Source organism: Hyalangium sp. (genome assembly GCF_035629615.1).
Lineage (GTDB): Bacteria > Myxococcota > Myxococcia > Myxococcales > Myxococcaceae > Hyalangium.
This window is the reverse complement of the sequence record NZ_DASPHO010000491.1, coordinates 17670-38806: the sequence shown is the minus strand read 5'-3', so window position 1 is coordinate 38806 and position 21137 is coordinate 17670. Positions and strand designations below refer to the sequence as shown.

14 protein-coding genes and 1 pseudogene are annotated in these 21137 nt (G+C 70.1%); 9 read left to right on the top strand and 6 right to left on the bottom strand.

The annotated features are described in order from the left end of the window. Positions 1-193 (top strand): annotated as a pseudogene (locus tag VD972_RS25225) (hypothetical protein); the annotation flags it as partial. Positions 194-211: 18 nt separating this feature from the next. Here the strand turns inward: VD972_RS25225 and VD972_RS25220 are convergent. Beyond that, the gene (locus tag VD972_RS25220) at positions 212-2116 is read right to left on the bottom strand and encodes an ATP-binding protein (protein ID WP_324991192.1); all 1905 of its coding nucleotides are present in this window, start codon (positions 2114-2116) and stop codon (positions 212-214) included. Positions 2117-2175: 59 nt separating this feature from the next. After that, entirely contained in the window at positions 2176-3069 is an 894-nt protein-coding gene (locus VD972_RS25215; RefSeq protein WP_324991190.1) for a phosphatase PAP2 family protein, read from the bottom strand. 40 nt (positions 3070-3109) lie between these two features. Between VD972_RS25215 and VD972_RS25210 the strand changes: the two genes are divergently transcribed. From VD972_RS25210 to VD972_RS25190, 5 genes are all read left to right on the top strand, one after another. Then, positions 3110-6328, top strand: a complete 3219-nt coding sequence (locus VD972_RS25210; RefSeq protein WP_324991188.1) for a PD-(D/E)XK nuclease family protein — start codon at positions 3110-3112, stop codon at positions 6326-6328. Further along, positions 6325-9963: a UvrD-helicase domain-containing protein gene (locus VD972_RS25205; RefSeq protein ID WP_324991186.1), complete on the top strand. Its 3639-nt coding sequence runs from the start codon at positions 6325-6327 to the stop codon at positions 9961-9963. Before VD972_RS25210 ends, VD972_RS25205 begins: the two co-directional genes overlap by 4 nt. Before the next feature lie 12 nt (positions 9964-9975). Then, positions 9976-11286, top strand: a complete 1311-nt coding sequence (locus VD972_RS25200) for an adenylosuccinate synthase (RefSeq protein WP_324991184.1) — start codon at positions 9976-9978, stop codon at positions 11284-11286. 73 nt (positions 11287-11359) lie between these two features. Then, positions 11360-12742 (top strand): tetratricopeptide repeat protein, encoded by a 1383-nt coding sequence (locus VD972_RS25195; RefSeq protein WP_324991182.1) that lies wholly within the window; start codon positions 11360-11362, stop codon positions 12740-12742. A 64-nt stretch (positions 12743-12806) separates the two neighbouring features. Continuing rightward, positions 12807-13241: a PH domain-containing protein gene (locus tag VD972_RS25190; RefSeq protein WP_324991180.1), complete on the top strand. Its 435-nt coding sequence runs from the start codon at positions 12807-12809 to the stop codon at positions 13239-13241. 19 nt (positions 13242-13260) lie between these two features. On the opposite strand, the gene VD972_RS25185 is transcribed toward VD972_RS25190, so the two are convergent. Then, positions 13261-14115 carry an FHA domain-containing protein gene (locus VD972_RS25185; protein ID WP_324991178.1) on the bottom strand — a complete coding sequence of 285 codons (855 nt, stop codon included), beginning with the start codon at positions 14113-14115 and terminating at the stop codon, positions 13261-13263. A 168-nt stretch (positions 14116-14283) separates the two neighbouring features. Here VD972_RS25185 and VD972_RS25180 point away from each other — a divergent pair, with 168 nt between their 5' ends. Beyond that, positions 14284-15492 carry a carbohydrate-binding family 9-like protein gene (locus VD972_RS25180; RefSeq protein WP_324991176.1) on the top strand — a complete coding sequence of 403 codons (1209 nt, stop codon included), beginning with the start codon at positions 14284-14286 and terminating at the stop codon, positions 15490-15492. A 15-nt stretch (positions 15493-15507) separates the two neighbouring features. Here the strand turns inward: VD972_RS25180 and VD972_RS25175 are convergent, their stop codons facing one another. Continuing rightward, entirely contained in the window at positions 15508-15762 is a 255-nt protein-coding gene (locus VD972_RS25175; RefSeq protein ID WP_324991174.1) for a hypothetical protein, read from the bottom strand. A 4-nt stretch (positions 15763-15766) separates the two neighbouring features. Then, positions 15767-18169, bottom strand: coding sequence for a DNA internalization-related competence protein ComEC/Rec2 (locus VD972_RS25170; protein ID WP_324991172.1), 2403 nt, complete (start codon positions 18167-18169; stop codon positions 15767-15769). Between the two features lie 258 nt (positions 18170-18427). Between VD972_RS25170 and VD972_RS25165 the strand changes: the two genes are divergently transcribed. Continuing rightward, positions 18428-18925 carry a CarD family transcriptional regulator gene (locus VD972_RS25165; protein ID WP_224367340.1) on the top strand — a complete coding sequence of 166 codons (498 nt, stop codon included), beginning with the start codon at positions 18428-18430 and terminating at the stop codon, positions 18923-18925. A 63-nt stretch (positions 18926-18988) separates the two neighbouring features. Further along, entirely contained in the window at positions 18989-19657 is a 669-nt protein-coding gene (locus VD972_RS25160; protein ID WP_324991168.1) for a hypothetical protein, read from the top strand. A 30-nt stretch (positions 19658-19687) separates the two neighbouring features. Here VD972_RS25160 and VD972_RS25155 read toward each other — a convergent pair whose 3' ends face one another. Continuing rightward, positions 19688-21133 carry an FHA domain-containing protein gene (locus VD972_RS25155; RefSeq protein WP_324991166.1) on the bottom strand — a complete coding sequence of 482 codons (1446 nt, stop codon included), beginning with the start codon at positions 21131-21133 and terminating at the stop codon, positions 19688-19690. Between the last annotated feature and the right edge of the window lie 4 nt (positions 21134-21137).

Here is a 21137-nt window from a genome sequence, read left to right as displayed (position 1 = left end):
CATCTCCCAGGCGATGCATCCCCACCTCTTCGTGCCTCAGCGACCTCCGGCCGTGCTCATCGCGGAGCTCGGAGAGCTGTCGGGCGCCATCGGCGCGGCGCTGCTCGCAGGGCCTACGGCGGAGACGGCCCAGCGGCGTTCCCCACGGGTGTCAAAGGGGGAGGATCGCCGCGGCGGCACGCACTCCGACTGAGGCGGGAGGACAGGCCCGTCAGGCGGCCGCGGCCTCCGTGGGCAGCTCGAGCGTGAAGGTGGCGCCCTGCCCGAGGCCCGGACTGGTACAGGTGAGCTGACCCTTCATCTCCATCGCGGCCAGGGCGCTGATGTGGAGGCCGAAGCCGTGGCCCTCCTTCTTGGTAGTGAAGCCCTGGGAGAACAGGCGCGGCAGGTGCTCGGGGGCGATGCCCACGCCGTTGTCCGTCACCTGGAGACGCAGACGCTTGTGCTCGGGAACCGAGTGGACCGAGATGCACAGGCGCTTGTCGCGGGTCTCGCTGGCGGTGAGGGCATCCCGGGCATTGCTCATCAGGTTGACGAGGATCTGCAGCAGCCTGTGCCGATCGACGAGGAGGGGCGGCACGTCGGCGTAGTCGCGCTCGATGTGGATGCCCAGACGGCCAAAAGAGATGGCGTGCAGGCGCAGCGCCTCGTCGATGAGCTGGGGCACGGTCACCTCCTCCACGGCGCCCGTGGCACGCGCGTGCTTCTGCTGCATGCTGACGATGGACTTGATGTGCTCGACGCTGTCGCTCAGGGAGCGCAGCTCCTTGAGCTGCGCCTCGTGCTCCTGCTGGAGCTGAACGAAGAGCGCCGAGAGGTAGGCGGGGAGCTGCTGGCCCTGCGGATCCCGGGTGAGGAAGGAGGCAAGGTCCGAGGCGTGCTCGCGCAGCAAGGCGTTGGCCTTGCCCAGCCCGGGCAGGCGGGACTTGCGGAGCTGGTCCACGAGGAGGAGGGTGGACACGTTGACGCTGTTGAGGGTGTTGCCCACGTTGTGGAGCACGCCGGTGGCGATCTCGGCCATGCCGGCCTGGCGGGACACGTCCACCAGGGTGCGGTGCATCTCCCCCAGCCGCAGCTCGGCCTCCTTCCGAGAGGTGATGTTGCGGCCGAAGAGCGTCACGCCGGTGATGTGGCCCTGGGCGTCGCGGATGGGGTTGACGCTGGCGTCGAACGTGAGGCGGACGCCTCCGTGCTCGTGGGCTTCCTCGAAGCGCTGGCGCTGCCCGGCGAGTGCCACGGTGAACCGAGGGAGCCAGCGAGCGCGCAGCTCGGGTGATCCCTCGGGGACGAAGGGCTGGCCCACTCGGGGCTCATGGCCGAAGGCCAGCCGGTAGGCGATCTTCGCCGCGGAGTTGGCGATGAGCAGGCGCCCCTCGGGATCGAGCGAGACCATCAGGTCGTGGGTGCTGTCGATGAGGCTGCTGAGCTTGTCCTCGTGAGCGCGCAGCTCCTTCAGGGTCTGCTCCACGGTGGCCTGGGCCTCGCCGCGCGCGGCGCTGTGCAGCGAGCCCACGGCCCACACGCCCACGAAGGAGATGACGGCACAGAAGTAGAGGGGCCAGTAGAGGGGATCCGGCGCGCTGTGCAGGCCCGCTCCGAGCCGCGTGTAGTAGAGCGGAAAGAGGAGCCCGACGCAGACCCAGGTGATGGTGATGAAGAGGCCCTGCCGAGGGCCGAGCAGGTACACCGCCAGCGCCGGCTGCAGCATGATCCCCGCATGGATGCCGATGTAGGGATTGTCCTTCATGAGAAAGACGAGGGGGGCGCTTGCCAGCAAGGACGTCGTGCACAGCGCGAGCGCTGGGGGCTCAGGAGCGCGCGCCCGCCGCAGCAGCACCAGGGTGAGTGCATAGCCCAGGGCGAGGAGAACGGCGGTGATCCGGAGTCCAGGAGAAGGGAGTGCCACCACGGCGAACAGGGCGAACAGGCACATGAAGCCGCTGGCTCCCGCCAGGACTCGAGCGCGCGTCAGCGTCGAGGGAGCGCTCCTGCGCAGGTCTACCGAGAGGAGCGAGTCCAGCTGCTTCAGGAGCCAGGTGAGCGGTGTGGGGAGGGGCGGGGCCTCGGGGATTTCGGCGATCGCCTGCCCGGATTCAGGAGTCGAAGAGTTCACCATGCGCAGTGGGGCACTGACCTGGGGGGAGGGGGGCGCTGCCTTGCGCAGGTGATTGTGTCCTAGAAGCGGCCCGCGAACACGGCGCCGTGAGGGCCGCCCGTCACGTTGAGTGAGACCGCTCCTGGTGACTCTGGGGTGCGTCCGTGCAGCAGCAGCGGCACTGCCACTCCGAACGCCGAGCCCAGCAGCGCGCCCGTGGCCACGTCTGTGAGGTAGTGCTTGTCCGCCGCCATGCGCAGCAGCGGCACGGTGGTGGCCAGCGGCAATCCCACCGCCCAGATCCACCCGCGGTGCTTGTACCCGCGCAGCTCCGCCACCGTGCCCGCGGACACCACCAGCGCGAAGGCCAGGTTCGTGTGCCCGCTATAGAAGGAGAGGTTGTTGTCCGTCGCGTGGTCCACGAGGAGCTTCTGGTCCTCCGGGAGCACGTGGACAAAGGGGCGCTCGCGACCGGCGATGAACTTCACGGTCTGGTTGAGCACCGATGACAGCACCGCCGTCTGGACGATGATGCCCGCATCCTGGAAGAAGACGCTCCGCGGCGCGCCGTTCGCGTGGGCCAGGGCGTACTGCGCCCCCAGCACGCTCACAGGCAGCAGTCCGAAGTCCACCACGTTGCTCCAGGTGTCCGCGCGCTTGCGCTGCACCTCGGTGGTCCCGGCGAGGCCTCGCCCCCACTTGTCCAGGCCGTTGAGCCCATCCGTTCCGTCCGGATTCCGGTCGCACCATCGGCACGGCTCCGGCGCCAGCTCCTTCTTGAGGAGGGCCTCACTTCCTATCCAGAGCACGGCTCCTACACCGGTGATGACCCCATCCCGGGTCCAGTTGAACCGGAGTTCACGGACTCCAGGGGGCCCCTCGGCCGTAGGACGTGCGTCCGGAGGCACGGGAGATGCAGCAAGCAGGGAGGCGAGCGCCAGGGCACAATGAGCGGGCAGCACGGAAGGAAGCATAAACGGCCGTACCTCGGACGTTCTACACTCCACTCACGGAATGTCCCGTCCCGGCCGCACCCTCCAGGTCTTCCCCGATGCGAGTCGGCGCCAGCAAGTGCTGTGCGCCGCACGGGAAAAGCGCGGCCTCGTGCTGGGATCGGGTTGGCTCACGTGGGACGAATTCGTCAACGCCCTGGGTGGAGCAGGCGAGCTTCAACGCCGCCCCTGTCCGGCCTCTACCTCCCGCGTCCTGATCAGCTCCCTGGCGCAGACTTTGGGAGACACGCCCTTCGGGGACTTCGTGAGCGAGCCGGCCTTCGCACGCGCCGCGGTGGAGCTGGCGCTCGACATGAAGGCGGGCCGGCTCACGCCGCGTGAGCTCCAGGATGCCGCGGAGTCTCTCCCTCCCGAGCGCCGCTCGCGAGTGCGGGTGCTCGCCCGCCTGTGCGATGCGTACGAGCGACGCATGGCCGAGCTGGGGCTGGCGGACCGCGAGGACGTGGTGCGCGGCTCGCGCGAGGCACTGGTCCGGCGGCAGTGGCCGACAGCCTGGGAGGACGTGCAGTCCATCGTCCTGCACGGGATGTACGATGTGCGGCCGTCCGGGCTGGAGCTGCTCCTGGCGCTGGCAGCGGTGTGCGAGGCGCGCCGGATCTCCCTCCGGGTGGAGACTCCGGTGGGCGGCTCCCAGGCCGCGGATGCGGCGCTGGCGGCCCTCTTCCGCACGTTCGAGAACCGCGGCGAGACCGTGGGCCACGTGGATCTCTTCAAGGCGGATCTCACCTTCGAGGGGCGTCCCCTGGCCGAGCTGGGCCGTCACCTCTTCTCGACGCGAGTGTCGCGCGGGGCGCTGGCCGCCACGGCGGCGGGTAACCTGCGCATGTGGAGCGTGGGCACGGTGCAGGACGAGGCCCGGCAGATTGCGCGGGACGTGCGGCGGCTGGTGTCAGAGGGCGTCTCGCCCGGGCGCATCGCCATCGCCTGGCGCGAGCTGGGGGCGGAGGCGCGGTGGCTGGCGGGGGCGCTCGACGAGCTCGGAGTGCCGGTGCGTCTGCCCTGGGGAGAGCCGCTCGCGCTGACGGGGCCGGTCCGTCTGGCGCTGGACCTGCCGCTGCTCGTCGAGGATGGCTTCCCGTCCGAGCGGGTGGCAGAGCTGGTGGCCAGCCGCTACGCCCCCTCGCTCTCCCGAGGGGCTCCCGACGCGCCCACGACGCTCTTCACGCAGGCCGCCGTGAGAGACGATCGGCTGGGGGCCATGCGGGGGCGAGGGGCGTACGACGTGCGGCTGGAGGGTCTGGCGCGGCGCATGGTGAAGACCCAGGACGCGCACGCCCATCAGGTGCGAGTGCTGCGCGAGCGGTGCATGCGGTTGATGGAGTGGTGCCGTCGCATCCCCGCGGCGGGCAGCGCGCTGGAGCTGCTCGCGGCATGGTGGAGCGTGGTGCGACAGCTCGGGCTTCAGGACACGGAGGGCTCACTGGAGACTCGCGAGGAGGACTCGCTGGGTGAGCACGCGCTGGAGGCCCGGGCTCGGGACGATGCCGCGCGCCAAGCGCTGCGCCTCCGGGTGAGCGAGCTGGAGCGGGCGCTGCGCAGGGTGGGCGGCGGCCCGAGGCTCTCGCGGCGCCTCTTCGGACGGTGGCTGGCGGATGCGATGAAGGATCTGCATCTGCCCGCCCGCGGGCCGGCCTCGGGCGCAGTGGAGGTGTTGGACATCCGCGAGCTGCCCGGGAGGACCTTCGGCTACCTGTTCCTCGCGGGGATGACAGACGGGCGCTTCCCAGGCCGTGAGGCGCCTCACCCATTGCTGGGGGACGCTGACCGCAGCGAGCTCAACCAGTCCCTGAGGCGCGACGCCTTCCGTCTCACCGGCGGCGAGTTCGATGATCGCGCGCCGTGGCGGCTCACCGAGGATCGGCTGCTCTTCGCGAGCGGGCTCGTGGCGGCCGAGAAGCGGGTGAGTCTGTCCTACGCGGTAGCGGGCCCTGGCGGCCAGGAGCAGGTGCCCTCCGCCTTCCTGGAGGAGGTGCGGCGGCTCACGGGCATGACGTGGGAGGCGCGCTCGTTGATGGCCGTGCCTCCGCTGGACGATGTGCTCACGGAGGCGGAGCTGCGGCAGCGGGTAGCGCTGGAGACGATGGCGCCCGCGCAGCTGCGAGTCACCGAGCCGGACGTGGCGGGGAAGCTCCTGCGGCGGCGCTTCGAGAGCGAGGCGTGGTTCTCCGCCGCGAAAGAGCTGGCGCGGGTGGAGTACGAGCGCCTGCACTACTTCAGCAACCCGTCGAGCCGGGTGGGACCCTACACGGGCGACGTGGATGGCCCGGGGCTGCGCGAGGCCCTGCGGGAGACCTTCCGGTTTGACATCACCAAGCCGCTGTCCGCATCAGCGCTGGCGCGCTTCGGCAACTGCGGCTTCCAGGGCTTCCTCGCATACGGACTCAAGGTGGCCGAGCCGGAGGCGCCGGGCGAGGAGTTCGATGCACGCGGGCGCGGGACGTTCTGGCACCGCGTGGTGGAGGAGGTGTTCCTGCGCCTCAAGCAGAAGGGCCTGCTGGGCAAGGGGCCCAAGGAGATCCCCGAGGAGGTGCTCAACGAGGCGCTCGATGAGGCCGTGAGCTACTTCGAGGAGCGCTACCACGTGGGGCACCCCGTCCTTTGGAGGCTCGCGAAGGAGCGCGCTCGCGCCATGGTGCGGCGCATCCTGGCGGACGAGCGGCATGGCCTGCCGTTCGAGCGCTACGAGCCGGAGGGGTTCGAGCTGAAGTTCGGCCCGGGTGCGGACGAGGATCCGTGGCAGGACGTGTTCCTCTATGCGGGTGAGGAGGCCATCTACTTCGAGGGCAAGATCGACCGGCTGGACAAGGGCGCGGGGGACGTGGGCGTCATCGACTACAAGTCGGGCCGGCTGGACAAGCGGGTGCTGAAGGAGCGGATGCTGTCCTCCGACTTCCAGCTCCCGCTCTACCTGTACGCGGCGCGCTCCAGCGGCCACAAGGAAGCGCGCAACGCCGCGTGGTTCTCGCTGCGCACGGGGACGACGCTGCACCTGTCAGAGGTGCTGTCGGACGAGGAAGTCGACGGCATGCTGTCCACGGATCCGTCGGTGCGCGCGAAGCTGGCGGAGGAGGGCGGGCTCAACCTGGCGAACGCGGTGGAGGGGCTGGTGCGCTCGACGCGCGAGGGGAAGTTCGGGATGCGCCCGAAGGACTGTGGCCGGTGCGGCTATCGCGCGGTGTGCCGTATCACGGAGCGGCGGGTGGTGGAGGAGAGCGCATGAGCGCGGTGTCGCCCCTGGCGCTGGAGCGCAACCTCGCGCTGATGGCGGGCGCTGGCGCGGGCAAGACGTACAGCCTGGTGACGATGGTGTTGCACCTGTTCGCGGGCGCGCGCGAGGCGGCTGGTCCGCTCAAGCCCTCGCGGCTGTGCATGCTGACGTTCACGGACAAGGCCGCCACGGAGATGCGCGCGCGGACGCGGAGCCGCTTGGATGCGCTGGCGCAGGGCGAGGCCCAGGAGCCGGAGCTGCGCGCCTCACTGGAGCGGCTGGGGCGCCCCTTTCCCTCGCAGGACGCGTGGCGCGCGCTGCGGGAGGAGCTCGGGGCGGCCACCGTGGGCACCTTCCACTCGCTCTGCGGGCAGCTCCTGCGGCGCGCACCCCCTGGGCTCGGCATCGATCCGGCCTTCGAGGTGCTCGACGAGCTGGAGGCGCTCGGGCTGGTGCAGGACGTGTGCGAGCGCGTGGTGCTGGAGGGGCTGGAGGGTGGGGACGTCCATGTCACTGAGCTGTGCCAGGAGCTGACGTTCTCCGGCTCGGGCTTCTCCGATGGCCTGGTGGCGTCGCTGCGGCAGGTCTACGGCAAGCTGCGCGAGGAAGGCCTGCGCGCGGCCTCGGCGGCCCTGTCGAGCCCGGAGGAGGCCCGCGCGGAGCTGGTGGTCCTCATCCAGGAGGGGCTGAAGCACTGCGCGGCGGCGCGGGAGCTGGACGCCAAGGGCGAGTGGAGCCGCCTGCGCGCCGCCTGTGAGCGGGCGCTGGAGGGGATGACGCCGGAGAACTTCTTCGAGGCGGACCGGCTCCCCTCGCTCAAGGCCGCGTTCATCGCGGATGGCCGCAACTTCGCGCGGCTGAGCAAGGGCGCCGCGGGCCCCATCCGGTCGCTGTACTGGCTGACCTTCGGCAAGAGCGATGGCTCGGTGCCGCGGCTGGAGGATGCGTTCGCCGCGTGGCGGACCGCGCCCTTCGAGGCCACCTTCCGAGAGCTGCTTGGCCGGGTGGAGGTTCGCCACGAGACCGAGTTCCTCCGGCGCAACGTCTTCGACTTCACGGCGTTGCTGGTGAAGGCGCGGGATCTGCTGCGCGATCACCCGGACTTCCGCCGTCAGGTGCAGGAGCGGCTGGGCGCGCTGCTGGTGGACGAGTTCCAGGACACCAACCGCCTGCAGCTCGAGCTGGTGCTGCTGTTGGCGGAGCTGCGCGAGGGGAGCCCCAGGCCGGTGCGCGCGGACGAGGATCCGCGGGCCACGCTCCCGCTGGAGCCCGCGTTCCTGTGTGCGGTGGGAGACCGAAAGCAGTCCATCTACGAGTTCCGCGGCGCGGATGTCTCCGTGTTCACGCTGCTGGCGGACAAGATCGTCTCCGAGGGTGGGGCGCGGGACTTCCTCCGGTTCAACCGCCGCTCGGTGCCGGCGCTGCTGGACTTCTTCAACCGGACCTTCGCGGGGGTGCTGGTGGCGAGCGAGCCGCCGCGGCCCTACGAGGTGGCATATGTCCCGGCGGAGGACGATCTCTCACCGGTACGTCGCGAGCTCTCCGAGGAGCCTGTGGTGGAGCGGTTGCTCCTGGGCGAGACGGAGTCCACGGCGGACTCGCGCAACAAGGACGCGGAGGCGGTGGCTCGGCGCCTGAGGGTGATGCTCGCTCCTGGCGCGGCTCCCAGCGTGACGGACGAGGATCAACAGCGCCTGCGCCCCGCGCGTGGGGGAGAAGTGGCGATCCTCCTGAGGACCTTTACCTACCTCGAGGTGTATCGACAGGCGCTCATCCGCCACGGGGTTCCGCACCGTGTGCTGCGCGGCCGTGGCTTCTACGGCGCTCAGGAGGTGCTGGATCTGGCCTCGCTGCTGGCGCTGCTGTCGGACGCAGAGGACACGCTGGCGTTGACCGCCGTGCTGCGCTCACCGCTGGTGGGCCTGGCGGACGCCTCGCTCTTCCGGCTCTCCGGCAAGGACGGGCTGAAGCTGGCGGAGGTGCAGCAGAAGGAACTGTCCACGTGCGAGCTCCCTCCGCGCGAGCGCGTGCGGCTGGAGCGCTTCCTGGCGGCGCTGCCCTCGCTGCGGCGCGAGCGGGATCGGCTCGGAGTGCGCGCCTTGCTCCAGGTGACGCTGGAGGTGACGGGCTACCGCGAGGCCATGGCGGGCTCGCCGTATGCGGAGCAGGCCAGCGCCAACATCGACAAGCTGCTGGCGCTCGCGGGCCGGCGCGACGAGCGCGGGACGGGGGGCTGCACGGCGTTCGCCCGGGAGCTGCGGATGCTCGCCGACGCGGATCCCACCGAGGCCCAGGCGGACCTGCTGGATGCGGGGGATCCTCGCGCGGTGCAGATCCTCACCATCCACCGGGCCAAGGGGCTCGAGTGGCCGGTGGTGGTGGTGCCCTCGCTCGGGGGAAAGCGGCGCGCCACGAGTGCCCGCGCCCACTTCGAGCGCACCCACGGGCTGGCCCTGCGCCCCTGGCTCCCGGACACGCTGGAGGACTTCCGCTCGCGGCGCTTCGAGCAGGTGAAGGAGGAGCTGAAGGCCCGGGAGTTCGCCGAGTACCGGCGCCTCCTCTATGTGGCGCTCACCCGCGCCAGGGACAGGCTCATCCTCTCCGGCTCGGCCGAGCGGGGAGCCTCGGACTCGTGGTGGCACATGCTCGACGGGCGCCTGGAGGCGGACGCCGCGCTCCGGGAGCGGGTGCGGGATGTGAAGGTGGAGTCGCTGCCTCCGCCCGCGGATCCGCTGCCTCCGAGCGCAGAGGATCTCATAGAGGCGGAGACCCGCGTGGAGGCCGCCGTGCAGCGTGTCCGAGGCGGGGGCGCCATGCCCGAGCCAGAAGAGGCAGTCGTCTCGACCGCGGCGCTCCAGGACTTCATGGCGTGCCCGCGGCGCTACCGCTACATGCACCAGCTGGGGATGTGCGGCCCTCGGCCGTGGGAGCTGGCGGCCCGGACGGTGCCTCCCTGGGTGGAGCTCGAGTCCTGGCTGGAGACCCGTGGGCCCGCGCAGCTCGTCCCACTCCTGCTCCGGGACCTGGATCTCCGCATGGCGGCAGCCCCGGCCTCGGAGCGGCGCCCTCACCTGGAGAAGCTGCTTCGGCATATGGGACGGCTTCCGGGCGAGGAGGGGATGGAGGAGGTGCTGGGGATGGTGGAGCGATTCCTCGCGTCCGAGCTCGCCCGCAGGCTGGCTTCGAGCCCGGCGGCGAGTGTCCACCGAGAAGTCTCATTCGTGTTGGATCTGCCCTCGGGGACGGCGCGAGGCCGGACGGCGGTCAGCGGAGAGCTGGATCTGCTGTGGGAGACGCCGGAAGGGGAGGCCTGGATGCTGGCCTGGCGGCCGGGGAAGCGCCACCCGTTGGGAGCTGCGGCGTACGCCAACGAGCTGGTCGCCCAGGGGCTCGCGGCGCGGCGCCTGGTGCGCGAGGGCGTGACCGTGCGGGTAGGCGTGGTGTTCCTCGGCGAACCCTCCTCGGAGCCCGAGTTCCTCACACTTCCCGGAGGGCTGGAGGAGCGTGCGGGGCGGCTGGGAGAGTCTGTGCGAGCCCTGGTGCGGGGGGAACTCCGGAGGGAATGGCCTGGGCGGGAGGAGCCAACCTGCCAGGCACTGCATTGTGGCTTCTCGGAACACTGTCACCCCTCCCCCAGCGCGTGCTAAGGCGGCGACATCATGCCGAACGTCGTCGTCGTCGGAGCGCAGTGGGGAGATGAGGGCAAGGGCAAGGTCGTCGACCTGCTCACCGAGCATGCCCAGGTCGTGGTGCGGTTCCAGGGAGGCAACAATGCGGGCCACACCCTGGTGGTGGGCGGCCAGAAAACGGTCCTGCACCTGATCCCCTCGGGCATCCTGCATCCGGGGAAGACGTGCGTCATTGGCAACGGCGTGGTGGTGGATCCGGCGGTGTTGGTGAAGGAGATCGACGCCTTGAAGGCGCGGGGCTTCCTCAAGGAAGACTCGCACCTGCTCATCTCGGACAACGCACACGTCATCTTCCCCTGGCACAAGCAGCTGGACGCCTTCCGCGAGAAGGCCCGGGGCGGCAGCGCCATCGGCACCACGGGGCGAGGCATTGGCCCCGCGTACGAGGACAAGGTCGCCCGCCGGGGCATCCGCGTGCGTGACCTGCTCCAGCCCGAGCGCCTGCGCAAGCGCATCGAGGAGCGGCTGCCGGCGGTGCTCGAGGAGCTGCGCGAGCTGTGCCGGCTGGCCAATGAGCCGGTGCCCGAGCTGGAGGCCACGCAGCTCGTCACCGAGTTCGCCGCGCTGGGCGAGCGGCTGCGGCCCCATGTCGGGGATTCCTCGCTCTTCCTCGCCGGCCAGGTGGCTCGCGGCGCGCGCATCCTCTTCGAGGGCGCTCAGGGCACGCTGCTGGACGTGGATCACGGCACCTACCCGTACGTCACCAGCTCCAACTGCGTGGCGGGCAACGCGGCGGTGGGCTCGGGGCTGGGGCCCACGACGATCGACAAGGTGATGGGCATCAGCAAGGCCTACACCACGCGCGTGGGTGGCGGTCCGTTCCCCACCGAGCTGACCGATGCCATCGGGGAGCAGCTCCGCAAGGTAGGGGATGAGTTCGGCGCCACCACGGGCCGTCCGCGGCGCTGTGGCTGGCTGGACGGTGTGGTGCTGCGCTACGCGGTGCGCGTCAACGGCCTGAGCAGCCTGGCCCTGACGAAGATGGACGTGCTCTCGGGCATCAAGTCGCTGCAGCTCTGCAATGCCTACGAGCTGGACGGCCAGCGCATCACCGAACTCCCGGGAGACTACGAGGATCTCGAGCGCGTGAAGCCCGTCTACGAGACGATGCCGGGCTGGGACGAGAAGCTCGCCGGCGTGCGGACCTTCGACGAGATGCCGGAGAACGCCAAGCGCTACGTGCGCCGCGTGGAGGAGATCAGCGGCGTGCCCGTCACGTGCATCTCGGTGGGGGCGGACCGCGGGGAGACGGTCCTCCTTCAGAACCCCTTCCGGGGCTGAGGTGCGGGATCCCCCTCGCGCGTCCAGGGGGTTTTCTGCTACGGCAAGCCCTGTGATCCGTCCAGGAGCTGCCATGGTGGTTCGTTGCCTCGTCATCGGTCTCACGGCCGCGCTCCTGGGCGCGGCGCAGCCGTCCGCTCCGGCCCAGGCGGCCTTCGCGCGCGGTGAGAAGGCGCTCGCGGCCAACAAGCTGGAGGACGCCGCCACGGCCTACCGCAAGGCCCTCGAGGCGACCCCCAACTGGGCTCCGGCGCTCAATGGCCTGGGCAGCGTCCTGTTCAAGAAGGGCCAGTCGGTCGAGGCCATCGCCCTCTTCAAGTCAGCGACCGAGGCCGATCCCGACTTCAAGCTGGCCTGGTTCAACCTCGGTTACGCCGCTCGTAAGTCGGGGGACTTCTCCACCGCGGTGCGCGCCTACGAGCGCTACACCCAGCTCGACCCGAATGATCCCGATGGCTTCTACGGCCTGGGGGAGAGCTACCGTCAGCTGGGCCAGCCCGCCACGGCCATCACCGCGTACGAGACTTATATCTCGCGCGAGAAGCGCTCCAGCGAGCAGAAGTGGGTGCAGAAGGCGCGCGAGCAGGTGACGGCCCTGCGTGCCCAGACGGGCGCGCCGCCCGCTGCCACGGCTGCGGCTCCCGCGACGACGGGCTCCCTCGCGGTGGGTCCTTCCGCCACCCCTGGCTTTCAGGCGCCTTCCCCAGCCGCTGCCCCCACCACGAGCCGGGTGTCCCCAGTCGGCACACCCAACACGAACCTCTCCATCACCCGCGTCCGTGACGGGGATGCACTGATGAAGGAGCGCCGGTACCGCGAGGCGACCTTCTCCTACTTGGACGCGACGCACGCGGATCCGGGCAACGTGGAGGCGCTCTTCAAGCTGGGCAACGCACTGGCGGTGCTTGGCTACTACGCGCAGGCCGTGGAGCACTGGAACCGCGTGGCGCAGCTCACCCCGGACGCCGCCATCCGCCAGAGTGCGCTGGACAACGTGGCCAAGGCCCAGGTCCGCATCTCCCAGCAGGGGGGCTCTCCGCAGGCCCAGGGCGTGACCCCAGGCTTCGGTCCAGTGGCGGATACCACACGCGCCCAGGCCCGCCGCGCCTATGAGCAGGGAGTTCAGCGCATCCAGGCCCGGGACTACGCAGGCGCCCTGCAGAGCCTCGCGCAGGCCATCCAGCTCGAGCCGACCCTGTCGGTGGCCTACATCGCTCGGGGCAGCGCCTACATCGGCCTGCGCCGCTACGCGGAGGCGGCGGTGGACTACGAGTATGCCCTTCGCCTGGCACCGGACATGGCCTCACCCCTGTACGGGCTGGGGGAGGCCTACCGCATGCTCGGCCGCAACGCCGAGGCGCGCTCCAGCTATGAGCGCTATGCCACCTCCACGGCCAAGGACGTGCGTCCGGAGCTTCAGGCCGAGGCTCGGCAGAACGCCGAACGCTTGCGCTGAATATGCAAGTGTTATTCGCGGAGGATGGGTGGCGGATGTCACCCCCCTGCCTTAGCTTGTCCGCATGGACGCGCGTAACTCTGAAGCGCCAGGTCGGCAGGTCTTTCGTCCTCGGCGTGTGCTCGCGGCGTTGATGGCGGGCGCGGGGCTGCTCTGGGTGACGGTGCTGGTGTACCTGCTGAGCTTCGACGACGTTCCGTTGAGGACGTTCCTGGCGGTGATCTTCTTCGTCGTCTTCTTCGGCGTGTCCGTCATGTACTACGCGCGCACGCGGATCGAGGTGGACGCGCGTGGCATCACCTACCAGGGCATGGTGCGCACGCGCCGCTTCTCCTTCACGGAGATCCGCAAGGTGGACGTATTGCCAGGCCCGGTCACCGTGTACGCGATCCGGGACACCGGCGGTGGGTTGGTCCACTTCACGAGCTTCTTCCAGCACCACCGGCGGCTCGCGGCGCTGCTCGTGGAGCGTGCGGGCCTCAGGCCGATGACTTCGTAGGCCTGAGCCTTCGTAGGCCTCAGCCCACCAGCGCGTAGGTGATCAGCACTCCCGCGAGGGCCATCGCCACACCGAGCCCGATGAACCACCCCTCCGCCATGGGCGGACGACGCGCCAGCTCGGCCGTGGGCGGTGACGGCGCGTTCTGAGGCTCGGCCGGAGAGGGAGCGGGCGGGGTGGGGGCGGGGCGCTCGGTCGGCTCTGTGGACGGGGGGGGTTCCTCCACGGCGGCCTGGAAGCGCAGGAGTGTCTTCCCCAGCTCGATGACATCCCCCTCGGCGAGCGGCGCGGAGCACTGCACCCGGCGGCCATTGAGGTACACGCCATTGGGGCTGTTGAGGTCCACGAGGGTAAACGTGAGGTCCTCGCGGAGGATGCGGACGTGGGCGCGCGAGACTGCGCGGTCTCGCAGGCGGAAGTCCACGCCGGTTCCTCGGCCGATGTCCGTCCTCTCCTCGGCCAGGGGGAAGGTGCGGCCCACGTCGAGTCCCGTGAGGCAGGTGAGGGTGGCGGCGCGAGAGGGGACCAGGCCATCGCCATCGGTCAGCAGGTGCTTGAGCACGGCGACGGTGCCCACCCCACGAGCGCCGCTCTCAGGGGGCTGGAGGACCTTGAGGCGCATCTGCTCGGGCAGACCCACCACCTCGCCGGGGAGCACCAGCCGGGGTACTGCTGGGGGAACCCACACGCCATTCACCGTGAAGGTCTGCGCCGCCTCCACGGTCAGGCGGGAGTCTTCGATGGTCAGCTTCAGCCAGCCGGGCGGAAGGGCCTCCAGCCGCACATGGTCCTCGGGACCTCCCCCCAGCAGGTGCTGGCCTTCCGTGAGCTCGAACGGCGTCGTCGTCCCCAGGTGCTCGAATTCGAAGTGCATGGGCCTGGGCAGGAGCAACCTCGGTGCCGACGGCCCACCTCAGCGGTCTTCCGAGGGGAGAGGACCTCGAAGCTCTCGCGGGTGCTCCCCTCGACCGTCCACGCTCACGGACGGGACCGTCTCCATTCCGAGACTTTGCCGGGAGACCTCCCTAGGATTCCGGCGCCGATGTGCCCCTCCCGACTGTGCGTCCTTCCCCTGCTGACGTTGACCCTGCTCCTCGCGGCCTGCCGGGATGAGCAGGCAGGCCCGCGCCCTCGCGGCCAGCGCGTGCCCACCGTCGAGCAGCTTCAGCCGCGCACCCTGGACGCCGCGCCGGGGGACCTCACGTTCCGCAGTGGTGCCACCTTTGGAGGGGGCGCGGTGGTGTACCTGGGCACTCGGGTCACGCCGGCGCAGGCGGCTCCGGGCCAGCCGGTGCTGCTCTCGCACTACTTCCAGGCGGTGCGAAAGCTCCCGCCGGGGTACGGCTTCTTCGTCCACCTCGTTGACCCGAACACCGGGCAGATGCTCCAGAACGCGGATCACGAGTTCCAGAATGGCCTGGCTCCCCTCGGCACATGGCCCGTGGGCAAGGTCATCGAGGACACGCACGGCATCCAGATGCCGCAGGTGCCCGCTCGAGTGGTGCTCGGCTTCTGGCGAGGCGACGAGCGCCTGCCCGTGGACGATCCGCGTGCTCAGGATGGCATGAACCGCATGCTGGGGCCGGAGCTGGGGGGGAAGAGCCCCGAGCTCCCCGAGTACAAGGTGCTGCGCGCCAAGAAGCCGCCCGTCATCGATGGTGCGCTGGACGACGAGGCGTGGAAGGAGGCCGCCCCGGTGGTGCTGCGCGGCAGCTTCGATGGCCGGCCCGTGGCCCTGCGCACCGAGGCGCGGCTGGTCTACGACGATGCGAACCTCTACGTCGCCTTCGACGCGGAGGATCCGGACATCTGGGGCACGCTCCTCAAGCGGGACGATCCCATCTACGAGCAGGAGGTGGTGGAGATCTTCCTCGACGCCAACGCGGACGGGAGGACGTACAACGAACTGCAGGTCTCCCCGCACAACGTCATCTTCGACGCGTACTTCCCCGCCCGGCGCCAGGGGATGGACACGGGCTGGGACTCGGGGATGAAGACGGCGGTGAAGGTGCGCGGGACGCTGGACAACCCGTCCGATCGGGACGAGCGCTGGACGGCGGAGCTGCAGATCCCCTTCGCGCGCCTGGCGGAGGTGCCGAACGTGCCGCCCAGGAAGGGGGAGCGCTGGCGCTTCAACCTGTACCGCCTGGAGCACCTGGGCCGGAGCAGCGTGGAGGGGCAGGCCTTCTCTCCGCTCTTCGTCGGAGACTTCCACGCGCTGCCGCGCTTCGGCTGGCTCACCTTCGACTAGCGCGCTGCCGGCCCGCTACGCGTGCGGGGTGATCTCCCACGGGGCGTCAGCGACGGAGCGCTCGCTGGGGTCGCCCAGGAAGCGGAGGAAGCCACGGAGCTCCAGGGTGTCAATGAGCTCTTCGGCCTCCAGCTCGGAGAACCCCTTCCTGTCCACGAGCGTGTCCCGCATGATCGACTTCCCACGGAGATAGCCCACAGGCTCTCCATGCCTGAACGCGGCCTTCAGGTCCTCAGCCAGCTCCCTCAAATCGAGATCTTCCGAGATCATCCCCTCAAGGATGGGGATGGTGGGCTACAGGGGCAACGGTAGGAGTGGGGTGAGCTTCCTCGCGCGGCAGGTAGCCGTGCAAACGGACCTCTCGGCCATCGCTCTCCAGGGTGACGGCTCCGTCCAGATCCGTACGGAAGCACTCGCTGCCGAGCGACTGGTAGCGCTGGAAGATCTCCGGATGGGGAAAGCCGAACCGGTTGCGGCGGCCCACGCAGAAGACGACGTACTGGGGACGGGTCCGCTCCAGGAACGGTTCAGTGGAGGACGTGCGTGAGCCGTGGTGAGGCGCCTTGAGCACCGTCACGGGCCCCAGGCGGTCGAGCAGCAGCTCCTCCCCGGCCTCCTCGACGTCCCCGGTGAGCAGCACGGTGACGTCCCCATGGCGCACGAGGAGCACCACGCTGCGGTCATTCACGCCTTCGAGCAGCTCGCGATCCTCAGGGAGCGGTGGCCCCAGCACCTCCAAGGTGGCCTCGCCGAGCGTGAAGGAGGGCCAATCCGCCTGGACCTCTTCAACCTTCGCGCCCGCGGCCGCGGCGATGAGCTTTCGGGACAGCGCCCCGTCCGTGCTGCTCGCGGGCAGCCAGAGCCGGTCCGTGGGCACCTGTCCCAGCGTGGAGATCATCCCCAGCGCGTGATCGGGATGCGGATGGGAGAGGACCGCCAGATCCAGCCGATCGATGCCCTCGTGGCCGAGGAAGGGGAGGACGAAGCGGGTGCCCGTGTCGCCGCCGCCGGGTGTCCCCCCGCCGTCCACGAGCGCGTGGTGCCCACGGGAGCTGAGGACCATGGCGTCCCCCTGTCCCACGGAGAGGAAGGTGATGCGCAAGGGAGCCTGAGGCGTGAGCGCCGGCACGATCACGGCCAGCACCAGAGCTGCGGGCGCGAGCAGGCCACCGAGACGCCAGCGCCCGGTACCCAGGGCCCACACCGCGAGCCCGAGGGCATACAGCGCCGTAAGCCCCGGGCTGAACATGGGCAGCTTCACCGTGGCGAGCGGTATCGCCGCGAAGAAGCGGGTGAGGATCAGCAACAGCTCGGAGACCCAGGCGCCGGCCCACAGGACCGGCGTGGCCAGCACCGGCGAGACGATGAAGAGCGCCACGCCGCCCGCGGCAAAGCCCGTGAGCAGGCCGCACAGGGGCAGGCAGACGATGTTGGAGATCAACCCCGCGAGGCTCGCGCGGCCGAAGGCACTGGCGACGAGGGGCACGCTGGCCCCCGTCACCGCGGCGCTGGCACCGAAGGTCTCGAGGACGGTCTCCCGCGCCTGTCCCCAGAGGCGCATCCACCGGCGCTCCTCTCTCGGATCCGGAGGCGCGAGCGGGACGGCCGCGCGCAGCACGGGCGTGAGCAGCAGCAAGCTCAGCACGGCGAGGAAGGAGAGCTGCAGCGACAGGTCCACGACGCTCGAGGGCGCCCAGATGACGAGCACGAGCGCCGCCGTGGCCAGGCTGTTGAGCCCGTCCGAGCGCCGCCACAAGGCCAGCCCCAGGAGCACTGCCGTGGCCATCACCGCCGAGCGCACCGCCGGGGGCTGGTTGCCGGTAAAGACGACATAGGCCCAGACGAAGGGCACTGACGCAGGAGCCGCCACCCGGCGCGCTTCGATCCCCCGGAAGCGACTCCCCCCGCGCACGAGCACCCTCCGCAGCAGCGCGAGCGTCATCAGCGCGAGCGCCGCCACGTGCAGCCCGCTCACGCTCAGCACATGGGCCAGCCCGCTCCGGGAGAACGCCTCCTCCAGCGAGTCATCCAGCGCGGCGCGCTGCCCGGCCGCGAGCGTGAGGAAGAGCGCCGCGGCGTCCTCCGAGGGCGCCACCTCCCGCACCGCGGCCGCGAGCCCCTCTTGCGTCCTCGCCATGGACAGCCGCCACGCGGAAGGAGGGGAGAGCACCAGGAGTCTCCCCGCCACCACACTGCCGGAGAACCTGAGCGCCTGTCGCTTGCGAAGGGCCGTGAAGTTCTTCTCTCCCGGGTTGGACGCAGGTGCCAACGGTTGGAGCCGCGCCTCCGCCCGGATGCGTTGTCCCGGCAGCAGCACGGGCGCCGCACCGTGCAGGTAGAGGCTCGCTCGGAAGCGGGCAGGCCCGGTGGAGCCAGCCTCGGTCCCAGCCCGGGCCACCGCCAGGTGGATGCGCGTGGACCCATCGAAATGATCCACGCGCTCGAGCTCACCCTCCACGATGGCGGATCCACCCGAGCCCAGCCCGGGGGGCACCTCGACGTGGGCCTCGAGCCTGGCCAGCCCCAGGCCCGCCACTCCCAGCGCGAGCAACAGCAGCAGATGCGCACCAGGCAACCGAGGGAGCGCCAGCACGGCTGAACCCAGGAGAGCCGCGCTGATCAGGAATACCCAGCCAGCAGGGCCCGTTCCGTCGGGGCTCACCGCAGCGCCAAGCATCACAGCTAATGCAGGAAAGAAGAGAGGGCGCGAACCCAGGTCGCGCCATAGATATCGATCCGCCACCGACCCCGCCCGTCCTATCCCCAGCGCCCACCCACAGATGCGGGGAGCGCACACGAAATCCGACACGGTAGTGGGACGCTCTAGGGGCGGTCAAGATCCGCGAAGACGAAACGTTGCTGGGCGATGTGGTTTGTGGTAGTAGTGCCGTGTTTCCGCAGGTTGGAGCCGGCTTTTTCAAGGAGGCGGTAACGAGTGCAGACCAGCTTCAAGACTGGTGACAAGGCGGTTTACCCGGGCCAGGGCGTCGGCGAGGTGATGGGCATCGAGCACACCGAGGTGGCCGGACAGCGCCAGTCGTTCTACGTCCTGCGCATCCTGGAGAACGGGATGCGAATCATGATCCCCATCAACAAGGTCGGCTCGGTCGGCCTTCGCGAGATCATCAGCGAGGAGGACGTCAAGCAGGTCTACTCCATCCTCAAGGAGAAGGACATCTCGGTTGACTCCACCACCTGGAACCGCCGGTACCGGGAGTACATGGAGAAGATCAAGACGGGCTCCGTCTTCGAGATCGCCGAGGTGCTGCGCGATCTCTACCTCCTGAAGGGTGACAAGGATCTCTCGTTCGGTGAGCGCAAGATGCTGGACACGGCGCGCTCGCTGCTGATCAAGGAGCTGTCGCTGGCCAAGGACTGCTCCGAGGAAGAGATCGAGTCGGACCTGAAGAAGATCTTCAACATCGCTGCCTAGCAGAAGCTGCGCCGCTGACGCATGCTCGGCCCCGGGCTCCCACGAGGAACCCGGGGCTTTTTCATGTCCGAAGAGCAGCTCATCCGGGAGGAGCGCGAGCGGCGCATCGCCGAGCTGGAGTCCCGGCTGGCGCGGCGCCCACGCAGCCCGTTGAAGGCGCCCGTGGCGTTGGTGGGCATGGGCGTGGCGGCGGCGCTGCTCGTGATGCAGTGGCGGGACGTGCGCTACTTCCTCTCGCCGCGCACGCCGCTGTCGCTGGGGGCGGAGGGGGACTACCGCTATGCGGAGCTGGTCTCCAACCGCTATGCCCAGCTGCATGGGGTGCCCACGGCCCACGGCGCCTACGAGCGGGAGGGGGACGCCGTGTTCGTCCTGGTGGGGCTGAGGGACTCGCCGTTCGTGGTGCGCCGGCCGGCCTTGCCCGGAGAGGAATGGGCGCCGGGACGGAAGCCCCCCCAGCCGAATCGGCGGCCCTTCGCGGTGAGGGGGCGGCTGCTCTCCGAGGAGGATGCCCCTCGCTACCGAGGCGCGTTCGAGCTCTTGCGCGCCAAGGGCGAGGTGCAGCCGCTCCAGGGGCGGCTGTGGATCGTGATCGAGGGGCAACGGCCGCGCGAGGACTTCGGGCGCCTGGCGGTGACGCTGCTGCTGGTGCTCTTCATCGGGATGAACGGCGTGTTCCTGGTGAGAGGCCTGCGCCGGCCCGCCGCTCCCGACAGGCATGAGGAGGCGTGAGGGCCCAGGCCGCGGGGCCCGTCCCGGAGGCTACTTCCTGCCGAGCTGCTGGAGCTCCGTCTTGGCCCAGCTGTTGGACGGATCGTACTTGAGGGCCATCTCGAAGGACTCGCGCGCCGCGCTCTTGTCCCCTGCCTTCAGGTGATCCTGGCCAATCTGGGTGTAGAGCTTGCCGAGCTGCTTGCGGAGCTTGCCAGCCTGGGCCGCCCAGCCCTGGGACAGCTCCTGATCCACGGCCAGGGCGGTGGAGAGGTGCTGGATGGCGAGGGGGATGTCCTTTGCCTTCAGCGCCTCCTGACCGGTGGCCAGGGCGCTCTGGTACGCGGCCAGCTTCGTGGCGAGCGGCTCGAGCTGACCGCTGCGGGCGAGGGTCAGCGCGCCGCCCAGGTCCCCCTTCTCATAGAGGGCGAGGACATCGGCCCGGTTCACCGGGACAGCAGGGGCCTTCTCGGTGGCGCTCGAGGGCTCCGGGGCCTCCTGGCGCGCGGCGCCCTTGCCCCCCTCTGCCTTCGATCGGGAGCCAGCCTCCTTCACCTTTCGGGACGCGGGGGCCTTCCCTCCGAAGAGGGAGCTGGCCCGAGGGCCAGAGGACTTACTCTTCGCGGGGGCGGCTGCCTCCGGCTGGGCCTTGAGAGGCTTGAGGGCGCGAGGGGGCTCCTCCTCCGGAACTGCGACGCTCTCCTCTTCGGAGGCAGGAGGAGGCGGGACATAGGCCTCCTCCGACTCTGGCGGGGCGGCGTCCACGGGAGGAACTGCTCCCTCGGTGGAAGGAGCCGGGGAGGCAGGCGAGGAGGAAGTCGAGGCTTGCTGGGAAGGCCCCGAGGACTTCAGGAGAGCCACGGCGAGCAGCGCGGCCACGGCCGAGCCCACTCCGGCCGCCACGAGGGCCACGCGCGCAAGGCTCGTGCGGGGGCGAGGGGCCGGTCGCGCCGGGGCTGGAGCCGCCGGGAGCTCCTTCTCTGGCACCGCTCCCGAGCCGCGCAGCCTCAGGACGGCGTTGCCCAGGGAGATCTCGTCGCCGATGCGGACGTCCTGGTCCGAGGAGACCTTGGTCCGGTTGACGAAGGTGCCGTTCTGGCTGCCCATGTCCCGCAGGACGAAGTGCTCGCCCTGGCGCACGAGCTGGGCGTGCCGGCGGCTGATCGACGGGTGCTGGAGCCGCAAGTCACACGCGGACGCCCGGCCGATGATGAGCGGGCCCTGCTTGACGGGGATTAGCTGCCCGGCGCCCGGGCCCTTCTCCACATACAGGAAGACGGGCGCGTAGCCGGGATCCGAGTACTCGTTTGTATCGAACCGCGTGGCCAGCTCGCGATCCTTGGTGCCGTCGCGTGCGTGGGTGCGCCTGGCGCCCGTCCTGCGGGGACCGGCGGGGTACTGGGGCACTCGCTGTGGACGCGGATCGTCCTCCTGCAGCGGGGCGACCTCGTCGTCGTCGAACGGCAGCTCCACGTCCTCCTTCTTGGGCGCCGCCACGACC